This window comes from Arthrobacter sp. 05T444, from assembly GCF_056395905.1.
In genome coordinates this window covers 345,091-371,136 of the sequence record NZ_JBFTKK010000002.1, presented here as the reverse complement: position 1 = coordinate 371,136, position 26,046 = coordinate 345,091, and the positions used below count along the sequence as shown (strand labels likewise).

At 65.8% G+C, this 26,046-nt stretch carries 23 protein-coding genes and 1 tRNA gene; 13 read left to right on the top strand and 11 right to left on the bottom strand.

Translation table 11 applies throughout. The annotated features are described in order from the left end of the window. Positions 1-4 precede the first annotated feature (4 nt). From AC1DD3_RS03835 to AC1DD3_RS03815, 5 genes are all read left to right on the top strand, one after another. A complete protein-coding gene (locus AC1DD3_RS03835; protein WP_476880966.1) occupies positions 5-1,399 on the top strand; it encodes a S8 family serine peptidase in 1,395 nt (464 codons plus the stop codon). Positions 1,400-1,433: 34 nt separating this feature from the next. Continuing rightward, the gene (locus tag AC1DD3_RS03830; RefSeq protein WP_230117139.1) at positions 1,434-2,900 is read left to right on the top strand and encodes an NAD(P)/FAD-dependent oxidoreductase; all 1,467 of its coding nucleotides are present in this window, start codon (positions 1,434-1,436) and stop codon (positions 2,898-2,900) included. 134 nt (positions 2,901-3,034) lie between these two features. After that, entirely contained in the window at positions 3,035-4,015 is a 981-nt protein-coding gene (locus tag AC1DD3_RS03825; RefSeq protein WP_476874983.1) for an N-acetyltransferase, read from the top strand. After that, a tRNA-Leu gene (locus AC1DD3_RS03820) sits at positions 4,006-4,079 on the top strand. Before AC1DD3_RS03825 ends, AC1DD3_RS03820 begins: the two co-directional genes overlap by 10 nt. A 215-nt stretch (positions 4,080-4,294) precedes the next feature. Continuing rightward, a complete protein-coding gene (locus AC1DD3_RS03815; protein WP_230117141.1) occupies positions 4,295-5,644 on the top strand; it encodes an ABC transporter substrate-binding protein in 1,350 nt (449 codons plus the stop codon). Positions 5,645-5,901: 257 nt separating this feature from the next. On the opposite strand, the gene AC1DD3_RS03810 is transcribed toward AC1DD3_RS03815, so the two are convergent. The 4 genes from AC1DD3_RS03810 to AC1DD3_RS03795 are packed head-to-tail and all read right to left on the bottom strand — an operon-like array spanning position 5,902 to position 9,946. Further along, on the bottom strand, positions 5,902-6,672 hold the full coding sequence (locus AC1DD3_RS03810) for an ABC transporter ATP-binding protein (protein WP_230117142.1): 771 nt from the start codon (positions 6,670-6,672) through the stop codon (positions 5,902-5,904). After that, positions 6,669-7,688: an ABC transporter ATP-binding protein gene (locus AC1DD3_RS03805; RefSeq protein WP_230117143.1), complete on the bottom strand. Its 1,020-nt coding sequence runs from the start codon at positions 7,686-7,688 to the stop codon at positions 6,669-6,671. Before AC1DD3_RS03805 ends, AC1DD3_RS03810 begins: the two co-directional genes overlap by 4 nt. Next, the gene (locus AC1DD3_RS03800; RefSeq protein WP_230117144.1) at positions 7,685-8,653 is read right to left on the bottom strand and encodes a branched-chain amino acid ABC transporter permease; all 969 of its coding nucleotides are present in this window, start codon (positions 8,651-8,653) and stop codon (positions 7,685-7,687) included. The genes AC1DD3_RS03805 and AC1DD3_RS03800 overlap by 4 nt, the downstream gene beginning before the upstream one ends. Before the next feature lie 9 nt (positions 8,654-8,662). Then, positions 8,663-9,946, bottom strand: coding sequence for a branched-chain amino acid ABC transporter permease (locus tag AC1DD3_RS03795; protein WP_230117145.1), 1,284 nt, complete (start codon positions 9,944-9,946; stop codon positions 8,663-8,665). A gap of 497 nt (positions 9,947-10,443) precedes the next feature. Between AC1DD3_RS03795 and AC1DD3_RS03790 the strand changes: the two genes are divergently transcribed. Continuing rightward, positions 10,444-11,355, top strand: a complete 912-nt coding sequence (locus tag AC1DD3_RS03790) for a Bax inhibitor-1/YccA family protein (protein ID WP_230117146.1) — start codon at positions 10,444-10,446, stop codon at positions 11,353-11,355. A gap of 108 nt (positions 11,356-11,463) precedes the next feature. Here AC1DD3_RS03790 and AC1DD3_RS03785 read toward each other — a convergent pair whose 3' ends face one another. Genes AC1DD3_RS03785 through AC1DD3_RS03770 form a run of 4 tightly spaced genes read right to left on the bottom strand, consistent with a single transcriptional unit; the run spans position 11,464 to position 16,012 of the window. Then, on the bottom strand, positions 11,464-12,702 hold the full coding sequence (locus AC1DD3_RS03785; protein ID WP_230117147.1) for an acetyl-CoA C-acetyltransferase: 1,239 nt from the start codon (positions 12,700-12,702) through the stop codon (positions 11,464-11,466). 21 nt (positions 12,703-12,723) lie between these two features. Then, the gene (galK, locus tag AC1DD3_RS03780) at positions 12,724-13,881 is read right to left on the bottom strand and encodes a galactokinase (RefSeq protein ID WP_230117148.1); all 1,158 of its coding nucleotides are present in this window, start codon (positions 13,879-13,881) and stop codon (positions 12,724-12,726) included. Next, positions 13,878-15,041: a galactose-1-phosphate uridylyltransferase gene (gene galT, locus AC1DD3_RS03775; protein WP_230117149.1), complete on the bottom strand. Its 1,164-nt coding sequence runs from the start codon at positions 15,039-15,041 to the stop codon at positions 13,878-13,880. Before galT ends, galK begins: the two co-directional genes overlap by 4 nt. Continuing rightward, entirely contained in the window at positions 15,038-16,012 is a 975-nt protein-coding gene (locus tag AC1DD3_RS03770; protein WP_230117150.1) for a DeoR/GlpR family DNA-binding transcription regulator, read from the bottom strand. Before AC1DD3_RS03770 ends, galT begins: the two co-directional genes overlap by 4 nt. Positions 16,013-16,198: 186 nt before the next feature. Here AC1DD3_RS03770 and AC1DD3_RS03765 point away from each other — a divergent pair, with 186 nt between their 5' ends. From AC1DD3_RS03765 to AC1DD3_RS03750, 4 genes are read left to right on the top strand one after another with little or no spacing between them, the layout of a single operon-like run. Next, positions 16,199-17,152: an aldose 1-epimerase family protein gene (locus tag AC1DD3_RS03765; RefSeq protein ID WP_230117151.1), complete on the top strand. Its 954-nt coding sequence runs from the start codon at positions 16,199-16,201 to the stop codon at positions 17,150-17,152. Between the two features lie 54 nt (positions 17,153-17,206). Then, complete coding sequence (locus tag AC1DD3_RS03760; RefSeq protein WP_230117152.1) at positions 17,207-18,529, top strand: AI-2E family transporter; 1,323 nt, start codon at positions 17,207-17,209, stop codon at positions 18,527-18,529. 3 nt (positions 18,530-18,532) lie between these two features. Next, positions 18,533-19,771, top strand: a complete 1,239-nt coding sequence (gene ilvA, locus AC1DD3_RS03755) for a threonine ammonia-lyase (RefSeq protein WP_230117153.1) — start codon at positions 18,533-18,535, stop codon at positions 19,769-19,771. Positions 19,772-19,779: 8 nt separating this feature from the next. After that, complete coding sequence (locus tag AC1DD3_RS03750; protein ID WP_230117154.1) at positions 19,780-20,391, top strand: rhomboid family intramembrane serine protease; 612 nt, start codon at positions 19,780-19,782, stop codon at positions 20,389-20,391. A 107-nt stretch (positions 20,392-20,498) separates the two neighbouring features. Here AC1DD3_RS03750 and greA read toward each other — a convergent pair whose 3' ends face one another. Further along, complete coding sequence (greA, locus tag AC1DD3_RS03745) at positions 20,499-20,993, bottom strand: transcription elongation factor GreA (RefSeq protein WP_230117155.1); 495 nt, start codon at positions 20,991-20,993, stop codon at positions 20,499-20,501. Between the two features lie 164 nt (positions 20,994-21,157). Continuing rightward, positions 21,158-21,628 carry a DUF4307 domain-containing protein gene (locus tag AC1DD3_RS03740; protein WP_230117156.1) on the bottom strand — a complete coding sequence of 157 codons (471 nt, stop codon included), beginning with the start codon at positions 21,626-21,628 and terminating at the stop codon, positions 21,158-21,160. 85 nt (positions 21,629-21,713) lie between these two features. Between AC1DD3_RS03740 and mca the strand changes: the two genes are divergently transcribed. The 3 genes from mca to AC1DD3_RS03725 all read left to right on the top strand — a co-directional run bounded on the left by mca (position 21,714) and on the right by AC1DD3_RS03725 (position 25,232). Beyond that, positions 21,714-22,619, top strand: coding sequence for a mycothiol conjugate amidase Mca (gene mca / locus AC1DD3_RS03735; RefSeq protein ID WP_230117157.1), 906 nt, complete (start codon positions 21,714-21,716; stop codon positions 22,617-22,619). 107 nt (positions 22,620-22,726) lie between these two features. Continuing rightward, complete coding sequence (locus AC1DD3_RS03730) at positions 22,727-23,005, top strand: hypothetical protein (RefSeq protein WP_230117158.1); 279 nt, start codon at positions 22,727-22,729, stop codon at positions 23,003-23,005. After that, complete coding sequence (locus AC1DD3_RS03725) at positions 22,983-25,232, top strand: thioredoxin domain-containing protein (RefSeq protein WP_476880965.1); 2,250 nt, start codon at positions 22,983-22,985, stop codon at positions 25,230-25,232. The genes AC1DD3_RS03730 and AC1DD3_RS03725 overlap by 23 nt, the downstream gene beginning before the upstream one ends. Here the strand turns inward: AC1DD3_RS03725 and trhA are convergent. After that, positions 25,225-25,887, bottom strand: coding sequence for a PAQR family membrane homeostasis protein TrhA (trhA, locus tag AC1DD3_RS03720; protein ID WP_354962123.1), 663 nt, complete (start codon positions 25,885-25,887; stop codon positions 25,225-25,227). The two genes, AC1DD3_RS03725 and trhA, sit on opposite strands and share 8 nt — an antisense overlap. Positions 25,888-26,046 lie beyond the last annotated feature (159 nt).

The window sequence follows — 26,046 nt, the reverse complement described above, 5'->3', positions numbered from 1 at the left end:
TTGAATGACCAGAGCAACAGCCCGGTTCCGCCGGACGGTCTCCGCTCTGCTGTCTGCGGCGCTTGCCGGCGGCGTCGCTGCGGCAGCGATCGCAACAGCCCCCGCGGCGCAGGCAGACACCTGGCGCGACAAGGAATACTGGCTCAAGGAAGCAGGCATCACCAAGGCCTGGGAGATCTCCAAGGGCGCCAACGTCAAAGTGGCCGTGATCGACAGCGGCGTGGACGGCGACCACCCGGACCTGAAGGGCGCCATCGCCGGCGGCCATGACGTCTCGGGAGCGGGTACATCCGACGGGCAGAAAAGCATCGGTGCAAAGCCCGAGCACGGCACCCTCGTGGCCACCATGCTGGCGGGCCGCGGACACCAGCCGCCGCCGAAGAAGTCCAAGGCCGGCGCCAAGTCGACGCCCAGCCCGTCACCGTCGAAGACGTTGCCGGACGGGATCATGGGGGTCGCACCCGAAGCCGAGATCCTCTCCGTATCCACATGGCTGGGTTCAGCCAACCCTGGCGGGAAGAGCGATCAGGACCAGATCCCTGAGGCTGTCCGCTGGGCCGTGGACAACGGGGCCAAGGTAATCAACATTTCGCTGGGCAGCACATCGCCGGAATGGCCGCAGAGCTGGGACGCCGCCTTCCTGTACGCGGAACAGAAGGACGTGGTCATTGTGGCCGCGGCCGGCAACCGGGTCGGTGGAAACGTCCAGGTGGGGGCACCCGCCACCATCCCGGGCGTTCTCACCGTGGCGGGACTGGACCGTAACGGCAACGCCAGCACGGACTCCTCGTCGCAGGGCATCAGCATCGGCGTGGCAGCGCCCGCCGAGAAGCTTGCCGGAGGGCTCCCCGGCGGGAGCTACGCGGAATGGGCCGGCACCTCCGGCGCCACCCCGATCGTTTCAGGCGTGGCCGCGCTGATCCGCTCCAAATGGCCGCAGATGAGCGCGGAGCAGGTCATCAACAGAATTGTCACCACTGCCAAGGATGCGGGGGCGCCGGGCAAGGACCCGCTGTACGGTTTCGGGGTGCTCAATGCCGAGGCGGCACTGAAGGACAACGTCGCAGAGACGCAGACCAATCCGCTGGGGTCCATCTCGGACTGGATCCGCGTCCACCGCCGCGGAAACCTGGCAACGCCGTCCCCGGTTCCGCCTGCCGAATCCCACGTGGCCCAGCCCACCCTTCCCAAGGCCACGGTGCCGGTGGCGCAGCCGCCGTCGCCTCTGGACAGCGCCCTTCCTGCCGCCGTCGTCATCGGTTTCGGAGGCCTCTTCCTGGCCATCATCGCCGGCGCAGCCATTCAGCTGCGCCGCGCCTACCGGGCGTCCGGCGGAAGCGGCGAGGAGCCCGATACGGGTGTGCTGAACCGGGTGGATTCCGGCGATCCGCCTCGTTAGTGAAGATTTTCACAAACTACTGTATTCTGGATGCATGGCAACCACCCCTCAGCTCCAGGACCGTCCCCGGGTGCTCGTCGTCGGCGGCGGGTACGTCGGCCTGTACGTAGCACTCAAACTGCAGAAGAAGATCGCGAACGCCGGCGGCATCGTCACCGTCGTGGATCCGCTGCCCTACATGACCTACCAGCCCTTCCTGCCCGAGGTCGCCGGCGGCAACATCGAGGCGCGCCACGCTGTGGTCTCCCACCGCCAGCACCTCAAGCAGACCGAACTTATCCAGGGCCGCGTCACCTCGATTGACCATGCCAACCGCACTGCCGTGGTTGCTCCGGCAGACGGCGGCGACAACTTCGAGATTCCGTACTTCGACGTTGTCCTGGCGGCCGGTGCGATTACCCGCACCTTCCCCATCAAGGGCCTGGGGGACAAGGGCATCGGGCTCAAGACCATTGAGGAAGCCGTTGCACTTCGCAACAAGGTCCTCGAGCGGATTGAGACCGGCTCGCTCATGACGGATCCCGCAGAGCGTGCCCGCGCCCTGACGTTCGTCGTCGTCGGCGGCGGCTTCGCCGGCATTGAGTGCATTACCGAGATGGAAGACCTCGCCCGCGCGGCGGTCAAGAACAATCCTCGCGTCAAGCAGGAGGAAGTCCGCTTCGTCCTCGTCGAAGCCATGGGCCGCATCATGCCCGAGGTCACGGCCAAGCAGGCCGAATGGGTCGTGGAGCACCTCCGCAGCCGCGGCATCGAGGTGCTGCTCAACACCTCGCTTGACAGCGCCGAAGGCTCCCTGAAGCTCATCAACCTCCCGGACAAGACCCCGGCGCAGGAATTCGAGTCGGACACCCTGGTGTGGACCGCCGGTGTGCAGGCCAACCCGATGGTCCGGTCCACCGACTTCCCGCTCGAGCCGCGCGGACGTGTGCGCACGCTCCCGGACCTGCGCATCGCAGGCGACGAAGGCATTGTCGACAATGCCTGGGCTGCCGGCGACGTCGCTGCCGTGCCTGACCTCACCGGAAGTGGACTGCCGGACGGTACCTGCGTCCCGAACGCCCAGCACGCACTTCGCCAGGCGAAGCGCCTCGCCAAGAACCTGTGGGCTTCCCGCTGGAACAAGCCGCTGGTGGACTACAAGCACAAGAACCTTGGCGCTGTTGCCGGCTTCGGCGAGTGGAAGGGTGTTGCCAACATCAATCTCCTCGGCCGCATCGGTCTCAAGGGCGGCCTCGCCTGGCTGGCACACCGCGGCTACCACGGCATGGCCATCCCCACGGTTGAGCGCAAGGTCCGCGTAATCTTTGGCTGGATCCTGAGCTTCTTCATGGGCCGCGACACCACGCCGCTCATGGACCTCGACAACCCCCGCGGTGCCTTTGTTGCGGCCGCCACCCCGGCTCCGAAGCCGGCCGCCGCTCCGGCTGCCCCGGTTGCCGGCAAGACCGCCGACGCCCCGCTGGGTGGTTCAAAGGACCCTGTTGTGGCGGAAGCCAAGTAAAGAGCTACAGCTGACGACGGCGGCCGTTCCCCCTGGGGGAGCGGCCGCTTTCGTCGTTGGCCTGTTTTCTTCAGTGCGGCTTCCGACGCAGCCGCGTCCCGGGAAGCGGCTGCGGTGAAGTCTAGACTGGCTGCATGACGGGTGAAAAGAACCTCCAGACGCTCCTGGCCGCCATGCATCCGGTGCTCCGCGAAGGCGAGTACGTGTATGTGCTCTGGCCGCACGGAAGGCCCTTGGCAGCCGGCATCGAGGCTGCTGTCCGTGAAGCCGAAGGGCTGACCGTGGTGCTGCCGCGCGCCGAGGCGGACGCCCTGGGACTCGATTACGACTTCGTGGCCGCCTGGATCACTCTGGAGGTCCATTCGGATCTGGAGGCCGTGGGCCTGACTGCCGCCGTGAGCCGGGCCCTGACAGACGCCAAAATCAGCTGCAACGTGCTGGCAGGCTTTCACCATGACCACTTGCTGGTCCCCGTGGGAGACTCTGCCCGGGCCCTCGAGGCGCTGGCCGAGCTCGCAGCGGCGAACGCAACTGATCCTGAACCCGTGCGCGAGGTGAAGCTGCGGAATGAGAAACCCGAAGACCGCGAAGCCATCCTCGCTTTGGCGGCCGAGGCATTCTCGGTGTCTCCGGTCACAGGACTGCCGGTCGAGGGCGAGCCCGTGGAGGTGGACATCCTGCGCCGGCTATTCGAATCGCAGGAGTATCTGCCGGAGCTCAGCGTTGTGGCCGAGCTGGACGGCGAAATCGTGGGACACGTGATCAGCACGCGGGCGTGGGTGGACGGCCTTGAGCTGCTGGGGCTGGGCCCCATCGGTGTGGCGCCCAGGCTACAACGCCACGGCATCGGCTCGGCGCTCATGCGTGAAACGGTAATCCGGGCCAACGCGGCAGGGGAGCGGGGCATTGCCTTGCTCGGCAGCACCGAATATTACCCGCGGTTCGGCTTCGTGCCTTCGGCGTCCATGGGCATAGAGGCGCCCGATAAAAAGTGGGGAGACAACTTCCAGTTCCTTCCGCTCGCAGTCTGGCCCGGAGGCGTGCACGGAACCTTCCGGTACGCGGAACCTTTCGCTGCCGTGGAAGGCGATACCATTGACCGGGCGCCCCAGTAGCCCAATTGGCAGAGGCAGCGGACTTAAAATCCGCGTGTTGTGGGTTCGAGTCCCACCTGGGGTACAAGTTTCCCGGTTCGTGAGGTGCCGTATGAACGGCCCGTATTCGGGCGCGGATAATGTCATTCCTTCAGGTGTCCCATATGCAACGAGTGTTATAAGGATGTGACCTTACTCACTTATGTTCGGGGCCCAATTGCACTAGCTTGAAGTTAGCTCAGGAACACCTGACCAATCGCATCAAAGGCCGTTCGCACCTTTCGATCGAGGAGACATTAAATGATTTCACTCCCCCAGACGGCGCCCCGAGTAGCTAAGCTCACAGCGCTTAGCATCGGCGTCGCCCTTCTGGCTACGGCTTGTGGTGGCAGCTCCACTCCAACCGCGACCACCTCAGCGGCCGGCGGGGCCGGCGGCATCGCGTGCCCTGCTGCCAGCGCGACAGCCGGAGGCTCCAGCTCAGCAGCCGCAGAAGCCTCCGTGCCCGCTTCGACGACGACCACCCCCACTCCGCTGAAAATCGGATCGCTCCTGCCGACAACGGGGTCGCTGGCGTTCCTCGGCCCACCCGAAATTGCCGGCGTTAACCTTGGCATCAAGGAGATCAACGCCGCTGGCGGCGTTCTGGGCAAGCCGGTGCAGGTTGTCCACCGCGACTCGGGCGACACGAAGACGGACATTGCGACGCAGTCGACTACGGCCCTGCTGGGCCAGGGTGTCAGCGCCATCATCGGCGCGGCTTCCTCCGGCGTCTCGAAGACCGTCATCAACCAGATCACCGGAGCCGGCGTCCTGGAATTCTCTCCGGCCAACACTTCCCCGGACTTCACCACCTGGGACGACAAGGGCCTGTACTGGCGTACGGCTCCCTCTGACGTCCTTCAGGGCAAGGTTCTCGGTAACTACATGGCCACTTGTGGAGCCCAGACCCTGGGCATGATGGTCCTCAACGACGCTTACGGCACCGGCCTGCAGAAAAACGTGAAGGAAGCCTTCACCTCCGCCGGCGGCCAGGTTGTGGCTGAGCAGCTCTACAACACCGGCGATTCGCAGTTCAGCAGCCAGGTCGATGCGCTGGTCGCCGCCAAGCCCGACGCCATTGCGCTGATCACGTTCGACGAAGCCAAGAGCATCATTCCGCTGCTGACCGGCAAGGGAATCAAGCCGGAACAGCTGTTCCTAGTTGACGGCAACCTCTTCGATTACAGCAAGGACTTCAAAGCAGGAACCCTTAAGGGCGCTCGCGGCACGCAGCCGGGAACCTTTGCTAAGGAGGACTTCAAGAAGTCGCTTCTCGCGATTGATCCCGCCCTGCGGACGTTCAACTATGCAGGCGAGGCGTACGATGCAACCAACATGACCGCGCTTGCGGCAGAGGCAGCAAAGAGCACCAAGGGCACGGACATTGCCAAGCAGCTCAAGGCAGTCTCTGAAGGCGGCGAGAAGTGCAACACCTTCCCGTCGTGTGTCACCCTGCTCCGGAACGGCAAGGACATCGACTACGACGGCCAGTCCGGTCCGATCACGTTCTCTGACGCCGGTGACCCCACGGAAGCCTACATCGGCATCTACGAGTACGACGACACCAACAAGCCGCAGCCTGCGAAGGAAGAATTCGGCAAGCTGTAGCCCCTTTCCTAGCCAGACCAGTAGCCCCCGTCCCACGAGGACGGGGGCTTCTGCGTGCCAGACCATTGGCTTGGCGCTGCGCAACGACCGGTGACGCGACAGTCTGCGCCGCGTGACGCCGTCGTGCGCCTCCAGTCGTGCGCCTCCAGTCGTGCGCCTCGCTGAGCGAGTGGTACGCCCGGGGCTAGACAAGAACCACGGGCACGCAGAAAGGGCCGCCACCGGAGGTGACAGCCCTTCTGGCGGTCCAGCGAAGCTTAGGCTTCGTCGGCGAGCGTTCCCAGGTACAGCTGGATGACCTTCGGGTCCTTCATCAGCTCCCGGCCTGTTCCTGTGTACGCGTCCTTGCCCTGGTCCAGGACGTAGCCGCGGTCGCAGATCTGCAGGCAGCGGCGGGCGTTCTGCTCCACCATGATCACGGACACGCCAGCGCGGTTGATCTCATGCACGCGAAGGAACGTTTCGTCCTGTTTCACGGGGGAGAGGCCTGCCGACGGCTCGTCCAGCAGCAGCACCGCGGGGTCCATCATGAGGGCCCGGCCCATGGCCACCATCTGGCGCTCCCCGCCGGACAGCGAACCGGCGCGCTGGGCCCTGCGCTTGCCAAGCTCAGGGAAAAGGTCGGTGACAAAGTCGAACCTCTCGGCGAAGTCCTTGGGGCGCTGGAACATGCCCATCTGCATGTTTTCCTCGATGGTGAGGGTGGCGAACACGTTGTTGTTCTGCGGCACGAAGCCGACGCCCTGCGTGACGAGCTTGTTCGCCTTGAGACCGGTCAGGTCCTGGCCGCGGACCACCACTGAGCCCGAGTGCACCTTCACGAGGCCAAACATGGCCTTGAGGAGTGTGGACTTCCCGGCGCCGTTCGGCCCGATGATGCCGATCAGCTCGCCTTTGCGGGCCTCGATGCTGCAGCCATTGAGGATGTTCACACCGGGCAGATATCCGGCCACGAGGTTCGTGACCTTGACGACGGAGTCGTCCGCTGCTGCGCTCTTTGCGGCCGGTGCCGCGCTCGTGGCACTCATGCTTTGTCCTTGTCTGTGCGGATGGTCTCCTGCATATCTGGCGCCACAACGTCCACGGCGATGATGCCGGCGTTTTCCGTGCCGACGATCGACTCCTCGTCGGCGACGAGTTCCTGCTCCAGGGCCTTGATGCCTTCAGAATCGCCCAGGTCGACGTCGTGGTGGGCACCCAGGTAGGCATCGATCACCGCCGGGTTCTTCATGACCTCGCCCGGGGGACCCTCGGCCACGATCTTGCCTTCAGCCATGACAACTACCCAGTCAGCGATGTGGCGCACCATGTTCATGTCATGTTCCACGAAGAGGACCGTCATGCCCTCTGCCTTGAGGTTCTTGATGTGGTCCAGCAGGGACTGGGTCAGCGCAGGGTTGACGCCCGCCATGGGCTCATCGAGCATGACGAGCTTGGGCCGGACCATGAGCGAGCGTGCCATTTCGAGCAGCTTGCGCTGGCCGCCGGACAGCGAGGCCGCGTAGTCGTCCTTCTTCGTGTCCAGCTTGAATTTCTCCAGCAGGACGTTCGCCTGATCCGTGATTTCCTTTTCCCGGCTGCCCCACATGCCCTTGAACAGGGCCTTGGAAAGCCGTTCGCCGGGCTGGTCAGAACCGCCCAGGCGCATGTTCTCCATGACCGTCAGCTTGCCCATGACCTTGGTCAGCTGGAAGGTGCGGACCATGCCCATGCGAGCCACCTTGTAGGAGGAGACGCCGGCAATGCTCTGCCCTTCAAACTGCCACTTGCCGGAGTTCGGGGTGTCGAAGCCGGTGAGCAGATTGAAGAGGGTGGTCTTGCCCGCACCGTTCGGACCGATCAGGGCCGTGATCTTGTGCCGAGGGATCTCCAGGTATTCGACGTCGACGGCGTTGATGCCCCCAAACGTGCGGGTCACGTTTTCGGCGACGACGATGGGGTCCCGCTTCTTGCAGCCGGGGGTGTTCTCTCCGACGGCGATCGCGCGGGCGTCCGTCATGTAGTCGACGCCGGCTTCCATTGATTCTTCGCTGTGCTTGCTCATGCGAACGCCAGCTCCTTCTTGTTGCCGAAGACTCCCTGGGGCCTGAAGATCATCAGCAGCATCAGGGCTACACCCACGAGGATGTAGCGCAGCTGCCCGGCCTGGACTGTGGTCAGCCAGGTCACCGCGCCCGATTCGATGAGGCCGTAGAGAATGCCCTGTGTCAGCGACAGGACCACCCAGAAGATCATGGCGCCGATGACCGGCCCCAAAACGGTGGCCATGCCGCCAAGCAGGAGGCAGGTCCACAGGAAGAACGTCAGCTCCGTGCCGTAGTTGGCAGGCTGGACTGCGCCGCGGGGGAGCGTGAAGACCATGCCGGCCAAGGCGCCCAGCACACCACCGATGACCAGCGCCTGCATCTTGTAGGCGTACACGTTCTTGCCCAGGGAGCGCACCGCGTTCTCATCCTCGCGGATGCCCTTCAATACGCGCCCCCAAGGGCTCCGCATCAGAAGCCAGATAATAACGCAGCAGATCACCGCGAGGCCCCAACCGATGACCCGGATGAAGAAGTCCCTGTTGTTCATGCCGAGGTAGTCGCCCTCGGGGAACGGGTTCATCGAGTAGAACCCGCCTTCGAAGGCTGCGAGTCCGTTGGCCGAGCCAGTCACCGACGTGAGCTGGTTGGTGGTGACGACGTAGCGGATAATCTCCGCCGCCGCAATGGTGACGATGGCCAGGTAGTCCGCCCGCAGGCGGAGGGTGGGGATACCCAGAACCAGCGCGAACAGCACAGAGCAGATGACAGCGATCAGCAATCCCACGAAGAAGGGGGCGCCGAAGCTAAGGGTGGAGATGGCGAAGCCGTAGGCTCCCACCGCCATGAAGCCGGCCTGGCCGAAGTTCAGCAGGCCCGAGTAGCCGAAGTGGACAGCAAGGCCCAGGGCGGCTAGGGCGTAAGCGGCAGTCGTCGGGCTGAAAAGCTCTCCGGCGGCGCTTGCAAGGATGAATCCGAAGTCCATGGCTGTCTCCTAACCCACGCGCTCGCGACGGCCCAGGATGCCCTGCGGCCGGAACAAGAGGACAACAATCATGATGAACAGCGCTCCCACGTATTTGAGGTCGGCCGCGAGGCCGAAGACGGTGGTCAACTCGACGAAGATGCCGACGATGACGGATCCGATCAGGGCGCCGAAGACGGTGCCGAGGCCACCGAGCGTCACGCCCGCGAAGATGAGCAGCAGGATCTGCGAGCCCATGTCGAACGTGACGCCGGGACGGTAGTAGGCCCAGAGGATGCCGCCGAGGGAGGCCAGCACGCCGCCGACAATCCAGACGAGACGGATGACGGAGTCCACGTCAATGCCTGAGGCGGCTGCCAAGGCGGGGTTGTCCGCCACTGCCCGGGTGGCCTTGCCCAGCCGGGTCTTGAGTAGGACGATGCCGATCAGGCCGATCACGATTGCGCTGATCACCAGCGACCACAGGTTGTTGGGTGAGATGGAGACCGGCCCGATCTGGATTTCCGCGCTCTGGGCAAAGGGCAGCTGCTGGGTGGCACCGCCAAAGTAGAACTGGATGACGTATCGGATGGCGAGGGCCAGGCCGATGCTGACGATCATCATGGGGACCAGACCGGTGCCGCGGCGCCGCAGCGGCCGCCAGAGGCCGGCGTCCTGGGCGTAGCCGAAGAGTCCTCCACCCAGGAGGGCCAGGAGGATGGCGAGCCAGAACGGCAGGTTCATGGCATTAAAGACGAATACGAGAACGGCGCCAAGCGTCACCATCTCACCGTGGGCGAAGTTGGTCAGCCCGGTGGTGCCGAAAATCAGGGACAGCCCCACGGATGCGAGGGCGAGCAGGAGCCCGAAGCTCACGCCGGCGACCAGCCGGTTGAGCAGGTTCTGGCCGAAGTCCTGCTGTTGGACGACGATGCCTTTGCCGAAGGCGAAGATCACCGAGACGTTAGACGTCTGGCTGAACGTGATGCTGCGGGGGTTGGCCTGGCCCGCCGCGAGCTTGATGCCCTGCGGCAGGGTGGACTCGTCCAGCTGGACCTCGTAGGTGCCCTGGGACGGTACGCCTATGTTCCAGGCCCCGTTGGCACTCGAGGTTGCTGTTCCAGTGAAGTCACCGTTTTTGGCCGTGATCTTCACACCTTGGATGGGGGCGCGTGCATCATCGCGGAGGAAGCCGCTGATGTTGTTCTGGAACTGCTGGTTCGACGGGGATGGCGTCGGTGATGGCGTGGCCGCCAGCGATGCTGGTGCGGCGACGAGCAGGATTGCCACGGTGGCGGCGGCAATTGCCCCCATGACCTTCAGCAATCCGGCTGGCCGTCTGCGCGGCAGGCCTCTCGGTGTGCGTCTCAAATTCAAAACCTCCACATGGGGGTGGCGTGGGTTGCGATTGCTTCATTGCAGCCGCTGCGAACGGAGAAGGTGACAGGGGTGGTGCAATTTTTGGTGTAGCTGTTTACTGGATACTTGTGATGTTTGTCACCCTTCTTCGCTCATGTTACAGCGCAGGCAGTACAAACTTTGCGGGCAAACATGCTGCCTAGATCGCGATCAGGTAACAACTGTGAAGCTGGGTCCAATCCACAATTCAGTGTCGCTAATGAAAACTTTTGGTGTATCGGAGTATTCCTAAACAGTCCCTTCTGCGGCGGTGAAAACGCCGGGGTGCAGCCCGGGCAGGTCACGATTCCGTGTCGGCCGTGGCCGGGGCGGAACTTTACCCGCCGCCGGCGCGTGGGAATTGGTAGCTTGAATAGAAGAAACCACTAGCACCCCTCTGGAGGACACCCGCAATGGCACTTGGCGGAAACCCGATCTTCAACGGAAAGAACTTCCGTGGAGCCACCCAGGCGCCGCCTGTACCGCAGGCGTTCGGCCAAAACCACTACGGCCAGGCTCCCGGTCGTGCACCGGGCCAGGTCATCGACGCCCAGGGCGGCTGGATGGCCCAGCAGCAGAACATGACGCAGGACCAGCTGCAGCAGATGTACAACCGGCCGGCCGCCGGCCCCGCCGAGACCGGCCGGATGACCTATGACGACGTCATTGTCAAGACCGCTGTCTGCCTCGGCGTCGTGATGGCCGGAGCTGCCGTCACCCTGTTTGTCGGCCTTTCGCTGGCAGGCATGCTGATGATCGTTGGTGCACTGGGCGGCTTTGTCCTGGGCCTCGTCAACTCATTCAAGAAGCAGCCCTCGCCCGCCCTGATCCTGGCGTATGCCGGGCTTGAGGGCCTGTTCCTCGGCGGCCTGACCCGCATCCTTGACGGCTTCTACCCGGGTGTCGGGCTCCAGGCTGTCATCGGCACGCTCTCGGTGTTCGGTGTGACCCTTCTGCTCTTCAAGAGCGGAAAGGTCCGCGCCACCCCGAAGGCCATGCGTTTCTTCATGATCGCAATGATCGGCTACGCCGTGTTTGCCCTCGTCAACATGGTGCTGGTCTGGACCGGTGCGGTTAAGACGCCGTTCGGGCTCAGCACCAGCGTTGAGATCTTCGGCATTCCGCTGGGGGTCTTCATCGGGATCCTGGCCATCGGTCTGGCCGCCTTCTCGCTGATCATGGACTTCACCAGCATCGAGGCCGGCGTGCGCAGCGGCGCTCCCGAGCGCTTCTCGTGGACCGCGGCCTTCGGCCTTACCGTCACGCTGGTCTGGCTCTACGTGGAAATCATCCGCCTGCTGGCCATCCTCCGCGGCGACGACTAGAACGCCAGGCGGCCGCCGCCGTCGTGCTTAATCAGGAAGAGGGTCCCGCTCCGGCGGGGCCCTCTTCCGTCATTAAGCCTGTTCTTCCATACAGGTGGAGGGGCGCGGTCAGCTAAGGCGCTCCAGCACCAGTGCCATGCCTTGCCCGCCGCCCACGCAGAGCGTGGCCAGGCCCAGGGTTCCGTCCGTCGCGCGCAGGCCGTTGAGCAGCGTGGTGGTGATCCGGGCACCGGTCATGCCGAAGGGGTGGCCGAGGGCAATGGCGCCCCCGTGGACGTTGAGCTTCGCAGAATCGATCCCGAGTTCGCGGGCGCTGGCGATCACCTGGACCGCGAAGGCCTCGTTGAGCTCCACGAGATCAATGTCCCCGATGCCCAGGCCGCCAGAAGCCAGGGCCCGCCGGGTGGATTCCACCGGGCCCATTCCCATCAGCTCGGGTGACAGCGCGCTGACGCCGGTCGATACGATGCGCGCCAGCGGCTCCAGTCCCAGTTCCCTGGCCCGTGAATCGCTCATGATGACCATCGCGGCAGCGCCGTCGTTGAGGGGGCAGGCGTTGCCGGCAGTGACCGTGCCCTCTCGGCGGAACACGGGCTGCAGGGCACTGACGGCTTCAAGGGTGACGCCGGCGCGCGGCGAGTCGTCCCGGTCCACCACCGTGCCGTCGCGCCGTTCATAGGGTGTGATTTCCCTGGCGTAGAACCCGGAAGCGATGGCGGCCTCGGCCCGGTTCTGGCTCAGCACTGCCCACGCGTCCTGCTCTTCGCGGCTGATGCCGTAGGACGTGGCCACGTTCTCGGCCGTCTGGCCCATGGCGACGTAGATGTCCGGCATACGCCCGCCCAGCCGCGGGTCCGTCCAGGGCGTGTTGGACTCGGCCCGTGCTGCGGTGCGCTGGCGGGCCGGCCCGAACCGGGGGTTGTGGTTGCCGGCGTCGGTTTCTCCGGCCCCGGCCCAGCTCTGGTACCGGGACACGGCCTCGACGCCGGCCGACACGAACGCCTGCCCCTCGCCGGCCTTGATGGCGTGGTAAGCCATGCGGATGGTCTGCAGGCTCGAGGCGCAGAACCGGTTGATGGTCGCCGCAGGGACGGTGTCCAGGCCCGCCAGTATGGTGACCACCCGTGCCATGTTCGAGCCGGCTTCTCCACTGGGTTCGGCACACCCCAGATAGAGGTCGTCGAGCCCGGGACCGCTGTCCCCGGACGGGTCGAATGACGGCAGCTTCGCAAGCGCCGCGGCCACCATGGCCGCGGCGAGGTCGTCCGGCCGCTCGTCTTTCAAGGACCCCTTGAAGGCGCGGCCGATCGGGCTTCTGGCGGTTGAAACAATGACTGCTTCCGGCATGCGCCCAGCCTACGCCCGCGGCTACGCCAGCCGCATCGCCCCGGCGGCCGGGGTGACAGTGAAGATGTCCGGCGCGGTGTATCCCGCCTCGGCAAAGGCCCGTTCGACGGCGGTGCGCACCCGCTGTTCCTCCGCCACCGGGGTCAGGGCGATGGCCGCGCCGCCAAACCCGCCGCCCGTCATCCGGGCGCCGATGGCCCCGTTCGACCGGGAGGCTTCGACAGCAAGGTCCAGCTCGGCGCAGGAGATTTCGAAATCATCGCGCATGGAGGCGTGGCTGGCATCCAGGAGTCCGCCGATCGACGAAGGACCCTCCAGACCAAGAAGTTCCACGGTCTGCAGGACGCGGTCGTTTTCGGTGACGACGTGGCGGACCCGGCGGAATGTGACTTCGTCCAGGAGTCCGCTGGCCTCGTCGAGGTCGCCCGGTGCAACATCCCGCAGGGCCTTGACGCCAAGCACTTCTGCCCCCAGCTCGCAGGATGCCCGGCGGGACGCGTAACCGCCGTCGGCATGGGAGTGGGAAACCTTGGTGTCGATCACGAGCATGACCAGGCGGGCGGCCTCTGCCTCAAAAGGCACCAGCTCCACGCTTTGGTCGCGGCAGTCGAGGAACACGGCATGCCCTGCTGAGCCCCGCAACGAGGCGGACTGGTCCATGATGCCTGTGGGTGCGCCGACGAAGTCGTTCTCGGCACGCTGCGTTGCCAGGACCATTTCCTCGGGGCTGAGCCCGGCGCCGGTGATGTCATTCAGGGCGGAGACAACGGCGCATTCGATGGCATGGGACGAGGAGAGTCCTGCACCGAGAGGAACGTTGGAATCCAGGAGCAGGTCAAGGCCGGGAACGTCGATGCCGCGCTGCTGCAGCGACCAGATGACGCCCAGGGGGTACTTGGTCCAGCCCTTGGCCGTCCGGCCGTCCAGCGTGGCGGTGTCCGCCGTCGTCAGGCCCTGGTCCCCGTAGGTGGACAAGAGCCGCACCGTTGAGTCGGAACGGACGCCGACGGCGACACGCGCCGTCTTGTCGATCGCGAACGGAAGGACGAAGCCTTCGTTGTAGTCGGTGTGTTCGCCGATCAGGTTCACCCGGCCCGGGGCCTGCCAGACGCCGTCCGGTTCGCTGCCGAAGGCGGCTCGGAACTGTTCCGCGAGCTGGGTGGTGCTGGCGGCGGTCATGCGTGGGCTCCTTCGGTGAGTCCGGAGGCGGACGGGGCGAGTGCTTCAGCCGTCGAGGCTGGAACAGTGACAGCGCGGAGCCTCTCAGCCACAAGCTCGGGTGTGGTGTCGTTGATGAACGCGCCCATGGCGGCCTCCGATCCTGCCAGGAACTTGAGCTTGTCCGCAGCGCGGCGGGGGGAGGTGAGCTGCAGGTGCAGGTAGCCCGCCGGGCGGAGCAGGGTGTCCACCGGTGCCTGGTGCCAGGCCGAGATGTAGGGGGTCGGTGTGGGATACAGGGCGTCGAGGCGTTTGAGCAGGTCCAGGTAAACGTGCGCCAGTTCGTCCTTCTCTTCGCCGGTCAGTGCCGCCAGGTCGGGAACCTGGCGGTGGGGAACGAGGTGGATCTCAAGGGGCCAGCGGGCGGCGAACGGAACGTAAGCGCTGAAGCTGTCGCTTTCCATGACCATCCGGCTGCCGTCCTCCCGTTCTGCCCTCAGAAGCGAGCCGGTCAGCGTTTGCCGGCCGTCGGCGTCGTCATAGAACTTGCGGGCGGCGGCCCCCATGACGGCGGCCCGGGGTGTCACGTAAGGGTAGGCATAAATCTGGCCGTGCGGGTGGTGCAGGGTCACGCCGATGTCCGCTCCGCGGTTTTCGAACGGGAAAACCTGCTTGATGCCCGGCAGGGCGCTGAGGGCGGCGGTGCGGTGGGCCCAGGCTTCAACCACGGTCCGCGAGCGGGTTTCGGTCAGGCCGCTGAAGGATCCGGTGTGCTCGGGCGTAAACGTCACCACCTCGCACCTGCCGAACGCGGGTCCAGTAGTTCCCCAGCCTGGGTTGTCCGGAACCGGCCCTACCGCCGGGCCCAGGGAGGGGAAGCGGTTTTCGAATACGGCGACGTCGTAGTCCGGCGCCGGGATCTCGGAGGGGTTGGCGTCGGTGGTGGGGCAGATCGGGCATTGGTCCGCCGGCGGGAGGTGCGTGCGGGCCTGCCGGTGCGCGGCCACGGCCACCCATTCCCCGGTGAGGGCGTCGAAGCGGACCTCGCCCGGTTCCCCGCGGGCCGGGAGGTCCCGGCGGTCCTGCGTGGTTTCCACGGAACGGGGCCGGGCCGATCCGGCGTCGTCGAAATAGAGCAGTTCCCGGCCGTCGGCAAGGTGGGTGCTGGTGATGTGGGTCATGCGTCATGTCCTTTGAACGCGGTAACCGGCCGGTTCGGGCCGGCCGGGAGGTAGGGGTGGAGTTCGGCAGCAGAAGCGTGGAGTGCTCCGCGTGCGGGCCGTTCGTGATGGGGGCCGGCGGGCACGATGCGCACATCGCGGACCGTCTCCCGCAGCAGGTCCAGTGCGGAGCGGCCGCCGTAGCCCGTGCCGATTCTGGTGTCGGTGACCAGCGTGCCGACGGCCGAAAGCGGCGCTATTCCGGCCAGCCCGACGAGTCCGTACTTTGTGGCATCCGCGAGCACGACCAGCTCGCCCGACGCTGCAATCATGGCGGCGTTCACCTCGGCTTCGAGGAGGTTGGGCGACGTGATTCCGGCATGCGGGTCGATGCCGTGCACTCCCATGAAGCAAAGGTCTGCGTGAAGGTTTTTCATGGCGTGCATGGTGACCGGGCCGACGAGTGCTTCGGAGGGCGTCCGCTGGCCGCCAAGCACCAGGGTGCGGATGCCGCCGGGTTCACCGCCTGGGTGTTCCCGGTCTGACTGTCCCTGCCCTGACTGTCCCTGGCCTGACTGGGGCGACGGGGCCGGACCCGCCAGGGCATTGGCCACCATGATGGAATTCGTGGCAACCGTCAGACCGAGGCCGCGGGGGAGGAGCCGGGCGAACTCATACGTTGTGGTGCCGCCGGAGATGAGGAGCGTCATGTCCGGCCGCAGCAGGTTCAGCGCTTCGGCTGCGATGGCCCGTTTCGCCTCGGTTTCCTGGGCCAACTTGCTGACAAACTCCGGTTCGACGGCGCCAAAGGTTCCGGTCTTCGTGGCACCGCCGTGAACCCGCAGCAGCAGGCCTTCGGCGTCCAGGGCGTCGATGTCCCGCCGGATTGTCATTTCCGAGACGCTGAGCAGACCGGCGAGTGAGGTGACGCGGACGGTGCCTTGGGCTTCGAGTTCCTGGAGGATCCGGTGCTGGCGCTGGGTTGCAAGCAAAGGGTCCCTCCTTTCCGGCCTCTTCGGCGCCTGTGGTCCGGAGCGCCGCTCACCAGTGCTCCGTCTGCCCCGTATGCGGCATATCACCATTGTGGCATAAAACGATCAAAAACAAATACTTTCTAACAAAAGATAACAATCGGATCGGCTGACGACGGAAGGCCCGCACGTTGTACGGTAAGTTTCATGACTTCCGGCGCCCTTCCTGAACCCCGTGATGACCAGCACGAACGCAGGCGTTATGCCTCCGGCCGGCAGTACGAGCTGAGGCGCGGCGACGCGCTCGCAGTGGTGACCGAGCTGGCCGCGGGTCTGCGCTGGTACAGCCGCGGCGGCGTCCAGCTCACCGAGTCGTATGGCGACGCCGATATCCCGCCGGGAGCAACGGGCATAACCCTGGCGCCCTGGGCAAACCGGGTGGAGGGCGGGACGTGGCACCTCAACGGCAAGAAGCAGCAGCTGGACATCACCGAGGTGTCGCGGAATAACGCCAGCCACGGACTCCTGCGCAACGCGTCGTACGCCCTCGTCTCCGAGTCGGAGTTTTCGGTGACCCTCGAAGCCCCCGTCTTCCCCCAGCATGGCTACCCGTTCCTGGTGCGGCACCGTGTGGAGTACTCCCTGGCCGAGGACCTGGGGCTGGTGGTGCGCCAAACCCTGATCAATGATTCGGAGGGTGACGCGCCGTTCGTCCTGGGGGCGCATCCGTACCTTCGGCTGGGCGACGTCCCCAGCGAGGACCTCACCCTGACCGTTCACGCAGATACGCGACTTGTGGCGGACAACAGGCTCATTCCCCGCAGTTCTGAACCTGTCAGCGAAGACACCGATCTGCGCCCGGGCCGGAAAGTGGGGGACCTCGACATCGACGTCGCCCTCACTGACCTGGAGTTCGACGGCGGGATTGCCCGTCACACGCTGTCGGCGGCAGACGGCCGCACCGTGAGCCTGTGGCAGGACGCCACGTGCCCGTTCGTGCATGTGTTTGTGACCCGCGAATTTCCCGGCCGGCCCAAGGCGGTGGCCATAGAACCGATGACCGGGCCGGCGAACGCCTTCAACTCCGGCCACGGCCTCGGGTGGCTGGCCCCCGATGAGTCTTTCACCATGACGTGGGGCATCAGCGGGAGCACCACCTGACTCTGTGCTTCGCTCCCGTTTCCCATAGCCGCGCAGCTAGGGAATTATGGGGCTATGACGCCAGCTAAGGACGCCACGCCCGAAGAACCTGTCAAGACAACCATCCTTCCGCCCCCGCGCCCACGGACGGAGCATGACCTCGAGCACGACATTCCTTACGGCGTGCGCATCGCGGCGGCGTGGGCATGGCGGCTGGGGCTGATCCTGCTGGTCATCGGCGGGCTCGTATGGCTGCTCAGCAAGGTCAGCTTCCTCATCATCCCGGTCATGGTGGCGGCGCTGCTGGCCGGCCTGCTCAGCCCCGTGGTGGGGTGGCTGCGCTCGCAGCGCCTTCCGAACGGAGCTGCCGTCGCCCTCACGGTCCTGGCGTTCGTCGGACTGATCGTCGGGGCGCTGGCACTGGTGGGGCGCCAGCTGGCTTTGGGCTTCCAGGAGCTGTGGAGCGAGGCACTGACGGGTGTCCAGCAGGTCCAGGACTGGCTGGCGGTGGGACCGCTGCACCTGACGGCCGCGCAGATTGACCAATACATTCAGGAAGCAACGGCTGCGCTGCAGAACAACAGCAGCAGCATACTCAGCGGTGCGCTTTCCTTCGGGAGCACTGCAGGACACTTTGCCGCCGGGATGGTGCTGGCGCTGTTCATCCTCATCTTCTTCCTCCTGGAGGGGGAGCGGATCTGGGGCTTCATGGTCCGGCTTCTCCCGCGGCGGGCACGCATTCCCGCCGATGGTGCCGGGCGGCGCGGCTGGACGTCGATGGTCAGCTACGCCCGGATCCAGATGTTTGTGGCCTTTGTGGACGCGGTGGGCATCGGAGTGGGTGCGGCCATCATCGGCGTCCCGCTGGCACTCCCGCTCGGCGTGCTCGTGTTCATCGGCTCCTTCATTCCGGTGGTCGGTGCCCTGGTGACGGGTGCCATCGCGGTGCTGCTGGCCCTTGTGGCCAACGGCCCCGTAAACGCGCTGGTCATGCTGGGCATCGTGTTGCTGGTGCAGCAGCTGGAAAGCCACATCCTGCAGCCGCTCGTCATGGGCAAGGCCGTGGCCCTGCACCCGGTGGCAGTGATCCTGTCTGTCGCCGCCGGTTCCTACCTCGCAGGCATCCCCGGAGCCCTCTTCTCCGTGCCGATCCTTGCCGTAGCAAACTCGGCGATTCGGTATATTGCCGGCAGAACGTGGGAACATGATCAAGTGCTGGCTGCCGCGCGCGGCAGTGTCGCGGCGGGCTCAGCCGGCGCAGACCAGGACAACACCTTCAAAGACGTCCGTTTGCCGGGTGCGAATCCCGGCCACGGCAAGGACGCCGATCGTGCAACAGGTGCCCCGGGCGGCAAGGCCGCTCCGGGCTCCGAAGCTGAATTTCCCAAAGGAGAATAGTTCGTGAATACCCCTGAAAGCCTTCCCGTCACGCTGGACGATGTCCTTGAGGCGCAGAAGTTGCTTGACGGGATTATTACCCGGACGCCCGTGGAGTCCTCCCGGGCGCTGGGCAGCATGGTCGGCGGCCAGGTCTTCTTCAAGTGTGAAAACCTCCAGCGTGCCGGTTCCTTCAAGGTGCGCGGCGCCTACGTCAGGATGGCCCGCCTCTCTGAGTCGGACAAAAAGCGAGGAGTTGTGGCGGCCTCAGCCGGCAACCACGCGCAGGGTGTGGCAGTGGCTGCCAAGAGCCTGGGTATCAAGGCACGGATCTACATGCCGCTCGGCGTGGCCCTTCCTAAGCTGGCCGCCACGCGCAGCCACGGCGCCGAGGTGATACTGCACGGGCATAACGTGGACGAGGCACTCGCCGAGGCGCAGCGCTACGCCGACGATACCGGCGCGGTCTTTGTCCACCCCTTCGACAACGTTGACGTGGTGGCCGGCCAGGGTACCGTGGGCCTGGAAATCCTCGAACAGATACCCGACGTCGACACCATCCTCATGGGCGTCGGTGGCGGCGGCCTGCTGGCCGGCGTGGCCGTGGCCGTCAAGGCCAGAGCCAAGGAACTTGGCCGGGAAATCCGTATCATCGGCGTGCAGGCCGAAAATGCGGCCGCCTACCCGCCGTCGCTGGCGGCCGATGCCCTGGTGCCCTTGAAAAAGGTTTCGACCATGGCCGACGGCATCGCCGTGGGCCGACCCGGGCAGCTGCCCTTCAGCATCATCCGTGAACTCGTGGATGACGTGGTCACGGTCAGCGAGGACTCCCTGGCAAGGGCGCTGATCTTCCTCCTGGAACGGGCCAAGATGGTGGTGGAGCCGGCCGGGGCAGTGGGCGTGGCGGCCCTTATGGACGGCAAGATCGAAAACCCCGGCACAACGGCAGTCATCCTGTCCGGCGGCAACATCGACCCGATGCTGATGCTCAAGGTCATTCAGCGCGGTCTTTCCGCCGCCGGCCGCTACATGACCGTGCGCATGATGCTCGACGACCGCCCGGGTTCGCTGGCCACTATCGCGCGGATCATTGCGGAGAACGATGCCAACGTGACGGGTCTTGACCACACCCGGGTGGGCGGATCCATCAGCATGGGGGACGTTTCCATCACGGTGAACCTCGAGACCAAGGGCCACGAGCACGGTGAACAGGTCCTCGGTGCGCTGCGCGCCGAGGGTTTCCAGCCGATCGTGGTGCACTAGGAGCAGGCATGCTGGACACCCCTGGCGACTCTCCGGCCACGAGGGACACGCCGGCGTCGCGCGCCAAGGGCGGGCTGCTGGTGGTGGGGTCATTCGTGGCGCTCCTCTTTGCCATCGAGCTGGTGAACATGCTCACGCTCCACGCCCTGAACGGCATCTTCGGACTCCGGCCGCGCAGCGCGGACGGAATCCTGGACATCTTCACCTTCCCTCTGCTCCACGCCAACCTGAACCACGTCCTGTCCAATGCGCTGCCCCTGATCATCTTTGGCTTCCTGGTCTTCATGTCCGGGTTGCGGATCTTCCTTACGGCCGTGGCCTGCAGCTGGCTGGGCTCCGGCGCGGCAGTCTGGCTGATCGGCGGCGGCGGGATCACCGTGGGGGCGTCCGGCCTGGTCTTCGGGCTGTTCGCCTTCCTCCTGGTCCGGGGCTTTTTCAACCGCAACTGGTGGCAGATTCTGCTGTCTGTGGTGCTCTTCATGGCTTACGGCAGCATCCTCTTCGGGCTCATTCCAAGCGTGGCGGGCTACGTCTCGTGGCAAGCACACCTCGGCGGCGCCGCCGGCGGCGTCCTGGCGGCGGTCGTGCTACGGGCAAGAAGCGCGGCCCGCAGCGGCTAAGGCGAGTTAAAGCACGACGCCGGCCCTCCCGCAATGGGGGAGGGCCGGCGTCGTGCGTTGACGGTCGTGCGTTTTAGCACGACCAGCCGAAGCGAAGGGCGCGCCGCTTAGCCTGCGTAGGGCTTGGCGGACAGGATCTCCACGGGGATTTCCTTGCCGTTGGGGGCAGTGTAGCTGAGCTTGTCGCCCTCTTTGTGGCCCATGATGGCCGCGCCGAGCGGGGACTTCTCGCTGAAGACATCCAGATCGGAGTCGCCGGCGATTTCACGCGAACCAAGCAGGAACTTCTCCTCGTCCCCGGCGATCCGGGCAACGACGAGCATGCCGGGCTCGACGATTCCGTCATCTGCCGGGGCTTCGCCGACGTGGGCGTCGCGGAGCAGCGCGGTGAGCTGGCGGATGCGGGCCTCAATCTTGCCCTGCTCTTCCTTGGCTGCGTGGTAGCCGCCGTTTTCCTTGAGGTCTCCCTCTTGGCGCGCAGCTTCAATTTTCTGGACGATATCCGCCCGGCCGGCGCTGGAAAGGTGGTCCAGCTCTGCCTTCAGGCGGTCAAAAGCTTCCTGGGTAAGCCAAGCTGCAGGCGCGCTGTTGGTGGTAGACACGGACTTCTCCTCTAGTGGTTAAACAAGCAGGTCATACAAGCAAAGACCCCGCCACGGTGGCCACTTGTGGAACTCAGCAACCAACTCAGCGGGGTAAAGGTATTGGTCCATTGTAGTCAATCCTGTGGATAAAACCCAACGAGCAAGCGGTGTGGGTCACATACCTACTTGGCGGCGCCCGGGATCCAGCAGCCGTCCACGACCGCAGAGACGGACTGCGATTCTGTGCGCAGCACTTCGCGCCGGGAGATGGTGCGGCCGCCGTCAGCACCCTGTGCCTGCTGGGAATCCGGCTGGTCCGGCGGAATATCCACCACTTTCCAGCCCACGACGGCGAACTTGGAATCGAGCGCCTTGACCGCGCACTTCACGGCGGTGCCGGGCTCCCGGGTGACCTGGAAATCCAGCTCGGCCCGGGTTGCGTCGGTGGTGCTGTAGCCGAGGTCCTTGAACGTGACAGACGACATGGCCGAGGACGTGGACACCCAGGCCAGGAATCCGATCCCGGCCACCAGGGCTGCAATCACTGCGCCCCGTTTGGCTTTTCCGGACAGCCCGCGCTTTGGACCGCCATAGCGATTGGCTAGGCTAATGTCTGCAGGCTGGGGAGTGCCCGACTTGTCCTCGGTAGTCACCCCTCCAGTTTAGTGGGGATCCGCCGGTGAAAAATCCGGAGCCAGCCGCCGCAACCGGCAACAGTAGAAAGAGGGGCAGTCCCAGATGACCGCGTCCACCAGCCAGTCACCTTCGCTTCGCCTGCTGACCGTCCATGCCCACCCGGATGACGAGTCGAGCAAGGGCGCCGCGACCATGGCCATGTACGCCGCTGCCGGTGTGGACGTCATGGTGGCCACCTGCACCGACGGCTCGCGGGGGGACATCCAGAACCCCGCCGTGGAGGGGGAGCCCCACCCCAAGCGGGACATGGCCGGAGCGCGCAGGCTCGAAATGAGTGAGGCCGCGCGGATCCTGGGCGTCAGGCAGCGGTGGCTCGGCTTCGTCGATTCAGGGCTGCCGGAGGGCGATCCGCTCCCGCCCCTGCCCGCCGGATCATTTGCACTGCAGCCGCTTGAACGCGCCGCCGCACCGCTGGTACGTCTTGTCCGGGACTTCAAGCCGCAGGTGATCGTCAGCTACGACGAAAAGGGCGGTTACCCGCACCCGGACCACATCATGGCCCACCGCGTGGCGGTGGAGGCCTTTGAGGCTGCCGGGGACCCGGCCAGGTACCAGGGAATCGGCGAGCCCTGGGAGCCGAGCAAGCTTTACTACGACCGCGCCTTCAGTCCCGACCGGTTCCGCGCCCTCCACTTCGCGCTCGAAGAGGCCGGGCTCCAGTCGCCCTATGCCGAGCGCTTGGCTGCGTGGCTTGAGACCGACGCCGAAGGGCACACCCCTCCGCAGCCCACCCACGCGACCACCACCCAGGTGGACTGCGGTGACTTCTTCGAAGCGCGCGACGACGCCCTCCGCGCCCACCGCACCCAGGTTGATCCGCTGGGCTTCTTTTTCGCTGTCTCTCCCGATATGCAGCGCCGGGCCTGGCCGTGGGAGGACTACACGCTGATCCAGTCGCGGGTGCCTGCCGAGCTCCCGGAGAAGGACCTTTTTGCGGGGCTAAGATAGAGACAACAGATCATTTCTATCCCGCGTAGAAAATGACGCGGTAGAAAATAACGCAGCCGAGAACGGCCAGGCGTCCTGCGCCCCAGTCCACCGAGAAGGTTCCAACCGTGCACCACTTGCTCATCGCCCTGGCATCGTCCCCGGCTCCCTCGCCTTCATTGCGCCCGGGCCTCTCGCAGGACCAGGTAACCCCCGGCCTGCTGGGGTTCCTGTTGACGGCGTTCATCGTCGTGCTGACGGCGCTGTTGATTGTGGACATGGTGCGCCGCATCCGGCGCGTGCGCTACCGCGCCCAGGTCGAAGAGGAGCGCATGGCTGCTGCTGAAGCTGCAGACATCGCCCACGACGATGCCGCTGACGGCAATGCAGGCAGAACAGACGCCTGACGCCGGCCCCGATGGCAGCACCACGGAGCCCGGGACAACGGAGCAGCCGGCCACCCAGCCGGTGGCCACGCAGCCGGGGGCGCACAACGCCCTGGGCGGGGAACCGTCCGCCTACTTGCGCCAGCACGCCGGCAACCCGGTGCACTGGCAGCCCTTCGGCGACCAGGCGTTTGCGTACGCGGCCGCCCGGAACGTTCCGGTGTTCCTGTCCATCGGCTATGCCGCATGTCACTGGTGCCACGTCATGGCCCATGAATCCTTCGAGGACCAGGCCACCGCGGACTATCTGAACGCGCATTTTGTCGCGGTAAAAGTGGACCGTGAAGAGCGGCCGGACGTCGACGCCGTCTACATGGCGGCCACGCAGGCCATCAGTGGCGAGGGTGGATGGCCCATGTCCGTTTTCCTGACGTCGGACGGACTCCCGTTCCATGCCGGAACCTACTTCCCGCCCCGGCCGATGCCCGGCCGGCCGTCGTTCCTGCAGCTGCTCGAGGCCGTGCGGGATGCGTGGGACGAGCGCCGCGACGCGGTGGAACAGAATGCCCGCTCCCTTTCGCAGAACATGGGCCACGCCCAGCTCTCCGCCGCTGTGGACCTATCAGGTCCGCCCGAGCTGCTCGATGCGGAGCTACTTCCCGCCGCGGTCCTGTCGCTGGCCCGGTCGGAAGACCCCGACGACGGCGGTTTCGGCGACGCCCCCAAGTTCCCGCCGTCGGCGGTACTTGAGTTCCTGATACGGCACGCGGCCGTGCCCTCAGAGACGGCCGGGGCGGCCCGGGACATGGCGGGGCGTACCCTGGCGGCCATGGCGCGTTCGGCGTTGTTCGACCAGCTCGACGGCGGTTTCGCGCGGTATTCCGTGACCCGCGACTGGTCCGTTCCGCACTTTGAAAAGATGCTCTACGACAACGCCCAGCTGCTCAGGGTTTACGTGCACTGGATCCGGCTTGGCGGCACGCCCGGCTTTCCCGCGGCGGAAGCGGCCGAAGTGTCGGGGCGCACCGCCGAATGGATGCTTGCGTCCCTGGGGCTCCCTGCGGCAGACGGCGGGCGGACGGCGCCGAGTGACGCCGTCGCGCTGGCGTCCTCGCTCGACGCCGACTCGGTGGTCGATGGAGAACACCATGAAGGCGCCAGCTACCTCTGGACCGTCGGCGGTCTCGACCAGCTGCTGGATGCCGACGACGCTGCCGCCGTTGCCCGGATGATGAACGTGGGCGCCCAGGGTACGGTCTCGGAGTTCGGTTCGCCGCTGCATCCCGCCCGGGCCCTGACAGGCGAGGAGGCGGCGCTGTGGGCGGAGGTGCGGGCTCCGCTGCAGGCGGCCAGGGCTGCCCGGCCGCAGCCGGCGCGCGATGACAAGGTGGTGGCCGGCTGGAACGGTCTTGCGGTGGCGGCCCTGGCCGAGGCCGGCGCGGTGCTGGACCGGCCCGAACTGTTGGACGCGGCCGTGCGGATCGCTGGCTATCTGGAAGAAGTCCACTGGCGCGCTGCCACCGGGGAGCTGGTTCGCGTTTCACACTCCGGGACCGCACGGGGGATCGGCGGCCTGCTGGAGGACTACGCGTTCTGCGCAGAGGGCTTTCTGGCGCTGTTCTCGGTCACCGGCAGTGCCCACTGGTACCGGCTGGCGGAGTCGGTGATTTCTGCCGCCTGCGCGAGATTCATCGTGGACGGCAAACTGGCGGACTCAACCGGGGAATCCGAGCAGGTGTTCAATGCCCAGGGCCGCCAGCCGGGACTGGACCCCTTCGATAACGCCACGCCCAGCGGCGCAGCCGCGTTTGCAGGCGTCCTGCTGGGCTACGCGGCCCTGTCCGGCTCCGCGGAGCACCGGATCACGGCAGGCAACATCATGTCCCTGTTGCCGCCGATTGCCCCGCGGGCCCCGCGGGTGGCGGGCTGGCTGCTGGCCACCGCGCAGGCGGCGGCTGCAGGCCCGGTGGAGGCCGCCGTCGTCGGACCCCCAGGTCCGGCAAGGGACGCGCTGCACCGGGCACTGCTGGGGTCACCCAGCCCCGGACTGGTCGTGGCACTGGGCGATGACCCTGATTCTGGTGCCGGTGCTGCGGAGCATGCCCAGGGAGTGCCGCTGCTGCGCGGCAGGACGGCCGGCGCCGACGGGGTTCCGCTCGTCTACTTGTGCCGCGACATGGTGTGTGAGCGGCCGGTGGCATCCGTGGCCGAGGTTCTGGAAAGCCTCAGCCCGGACCGCATTAGCTGAGGACAGCTATGAGGATTGCCGCGAAGTGGGCGGCAAATGCGAGCACAGTGAACGCATGGAACAGTTCGTGGAAGCCGAAGTGTTGGTAGCTGAAGTTCGGCTTCTTGAGCGCGTAGAAGACAGCGCCCGCGATATACAGGGCTCCGCCGATGCAGATGAGCAAGGCGGCCGGCACGCTTGCCGCGAAGAAGTCCGGAAGGTAGAACAGCGAGCCGCAGCCCAGGGCGATGTAGATCGGGACGTAGAGCCAGCGGGGCGCGTTGGTCCACAGGAGCCGGAACAGCACGCCCAGGATGGCACCGGACCAGACCAGCCACAGCAGCAGCACCGCGGTGGGCCGCTCCAGCAGGCTCCAGGCCAGAGGCGTGTAGCTGCCGGCGATGACCAGCATGATGTTGGTGTGGTCGAGGCGTTTCAGGACAATCTTCACGCCGGGGGACCAGTTGCCGCGGTGGTACACGGCGCTGATACCGAACAGCAGGACGCCCGTGAGGGCGTAGATGGCGGACGTGACCTTGCGGTCCGGCGTGGGGGCCAGCACTACCAGCACGATCCCCGCGGCCAGGGCCAGGGGCGCGGTGACTGTATGGATCCAGCCGCGCCATTTTGGTTTGATCGTCAGCAGTTCGGCGATGCGGACGGCGGCGCTGTCCATGGCGTTCGGCTGACGCTCGGGCGCGCCCGAAGTCCCCTCCGGGGTATTGCTCGTCATGCCTCAAGAATAACCTACGCTTCAGTAAGTTACTTGCCGGTAACGGGAGGTGGCGTGACCTGCTGCAGGAGAAGACCGCGTCCACGGGCGCTGCTCCTGTGC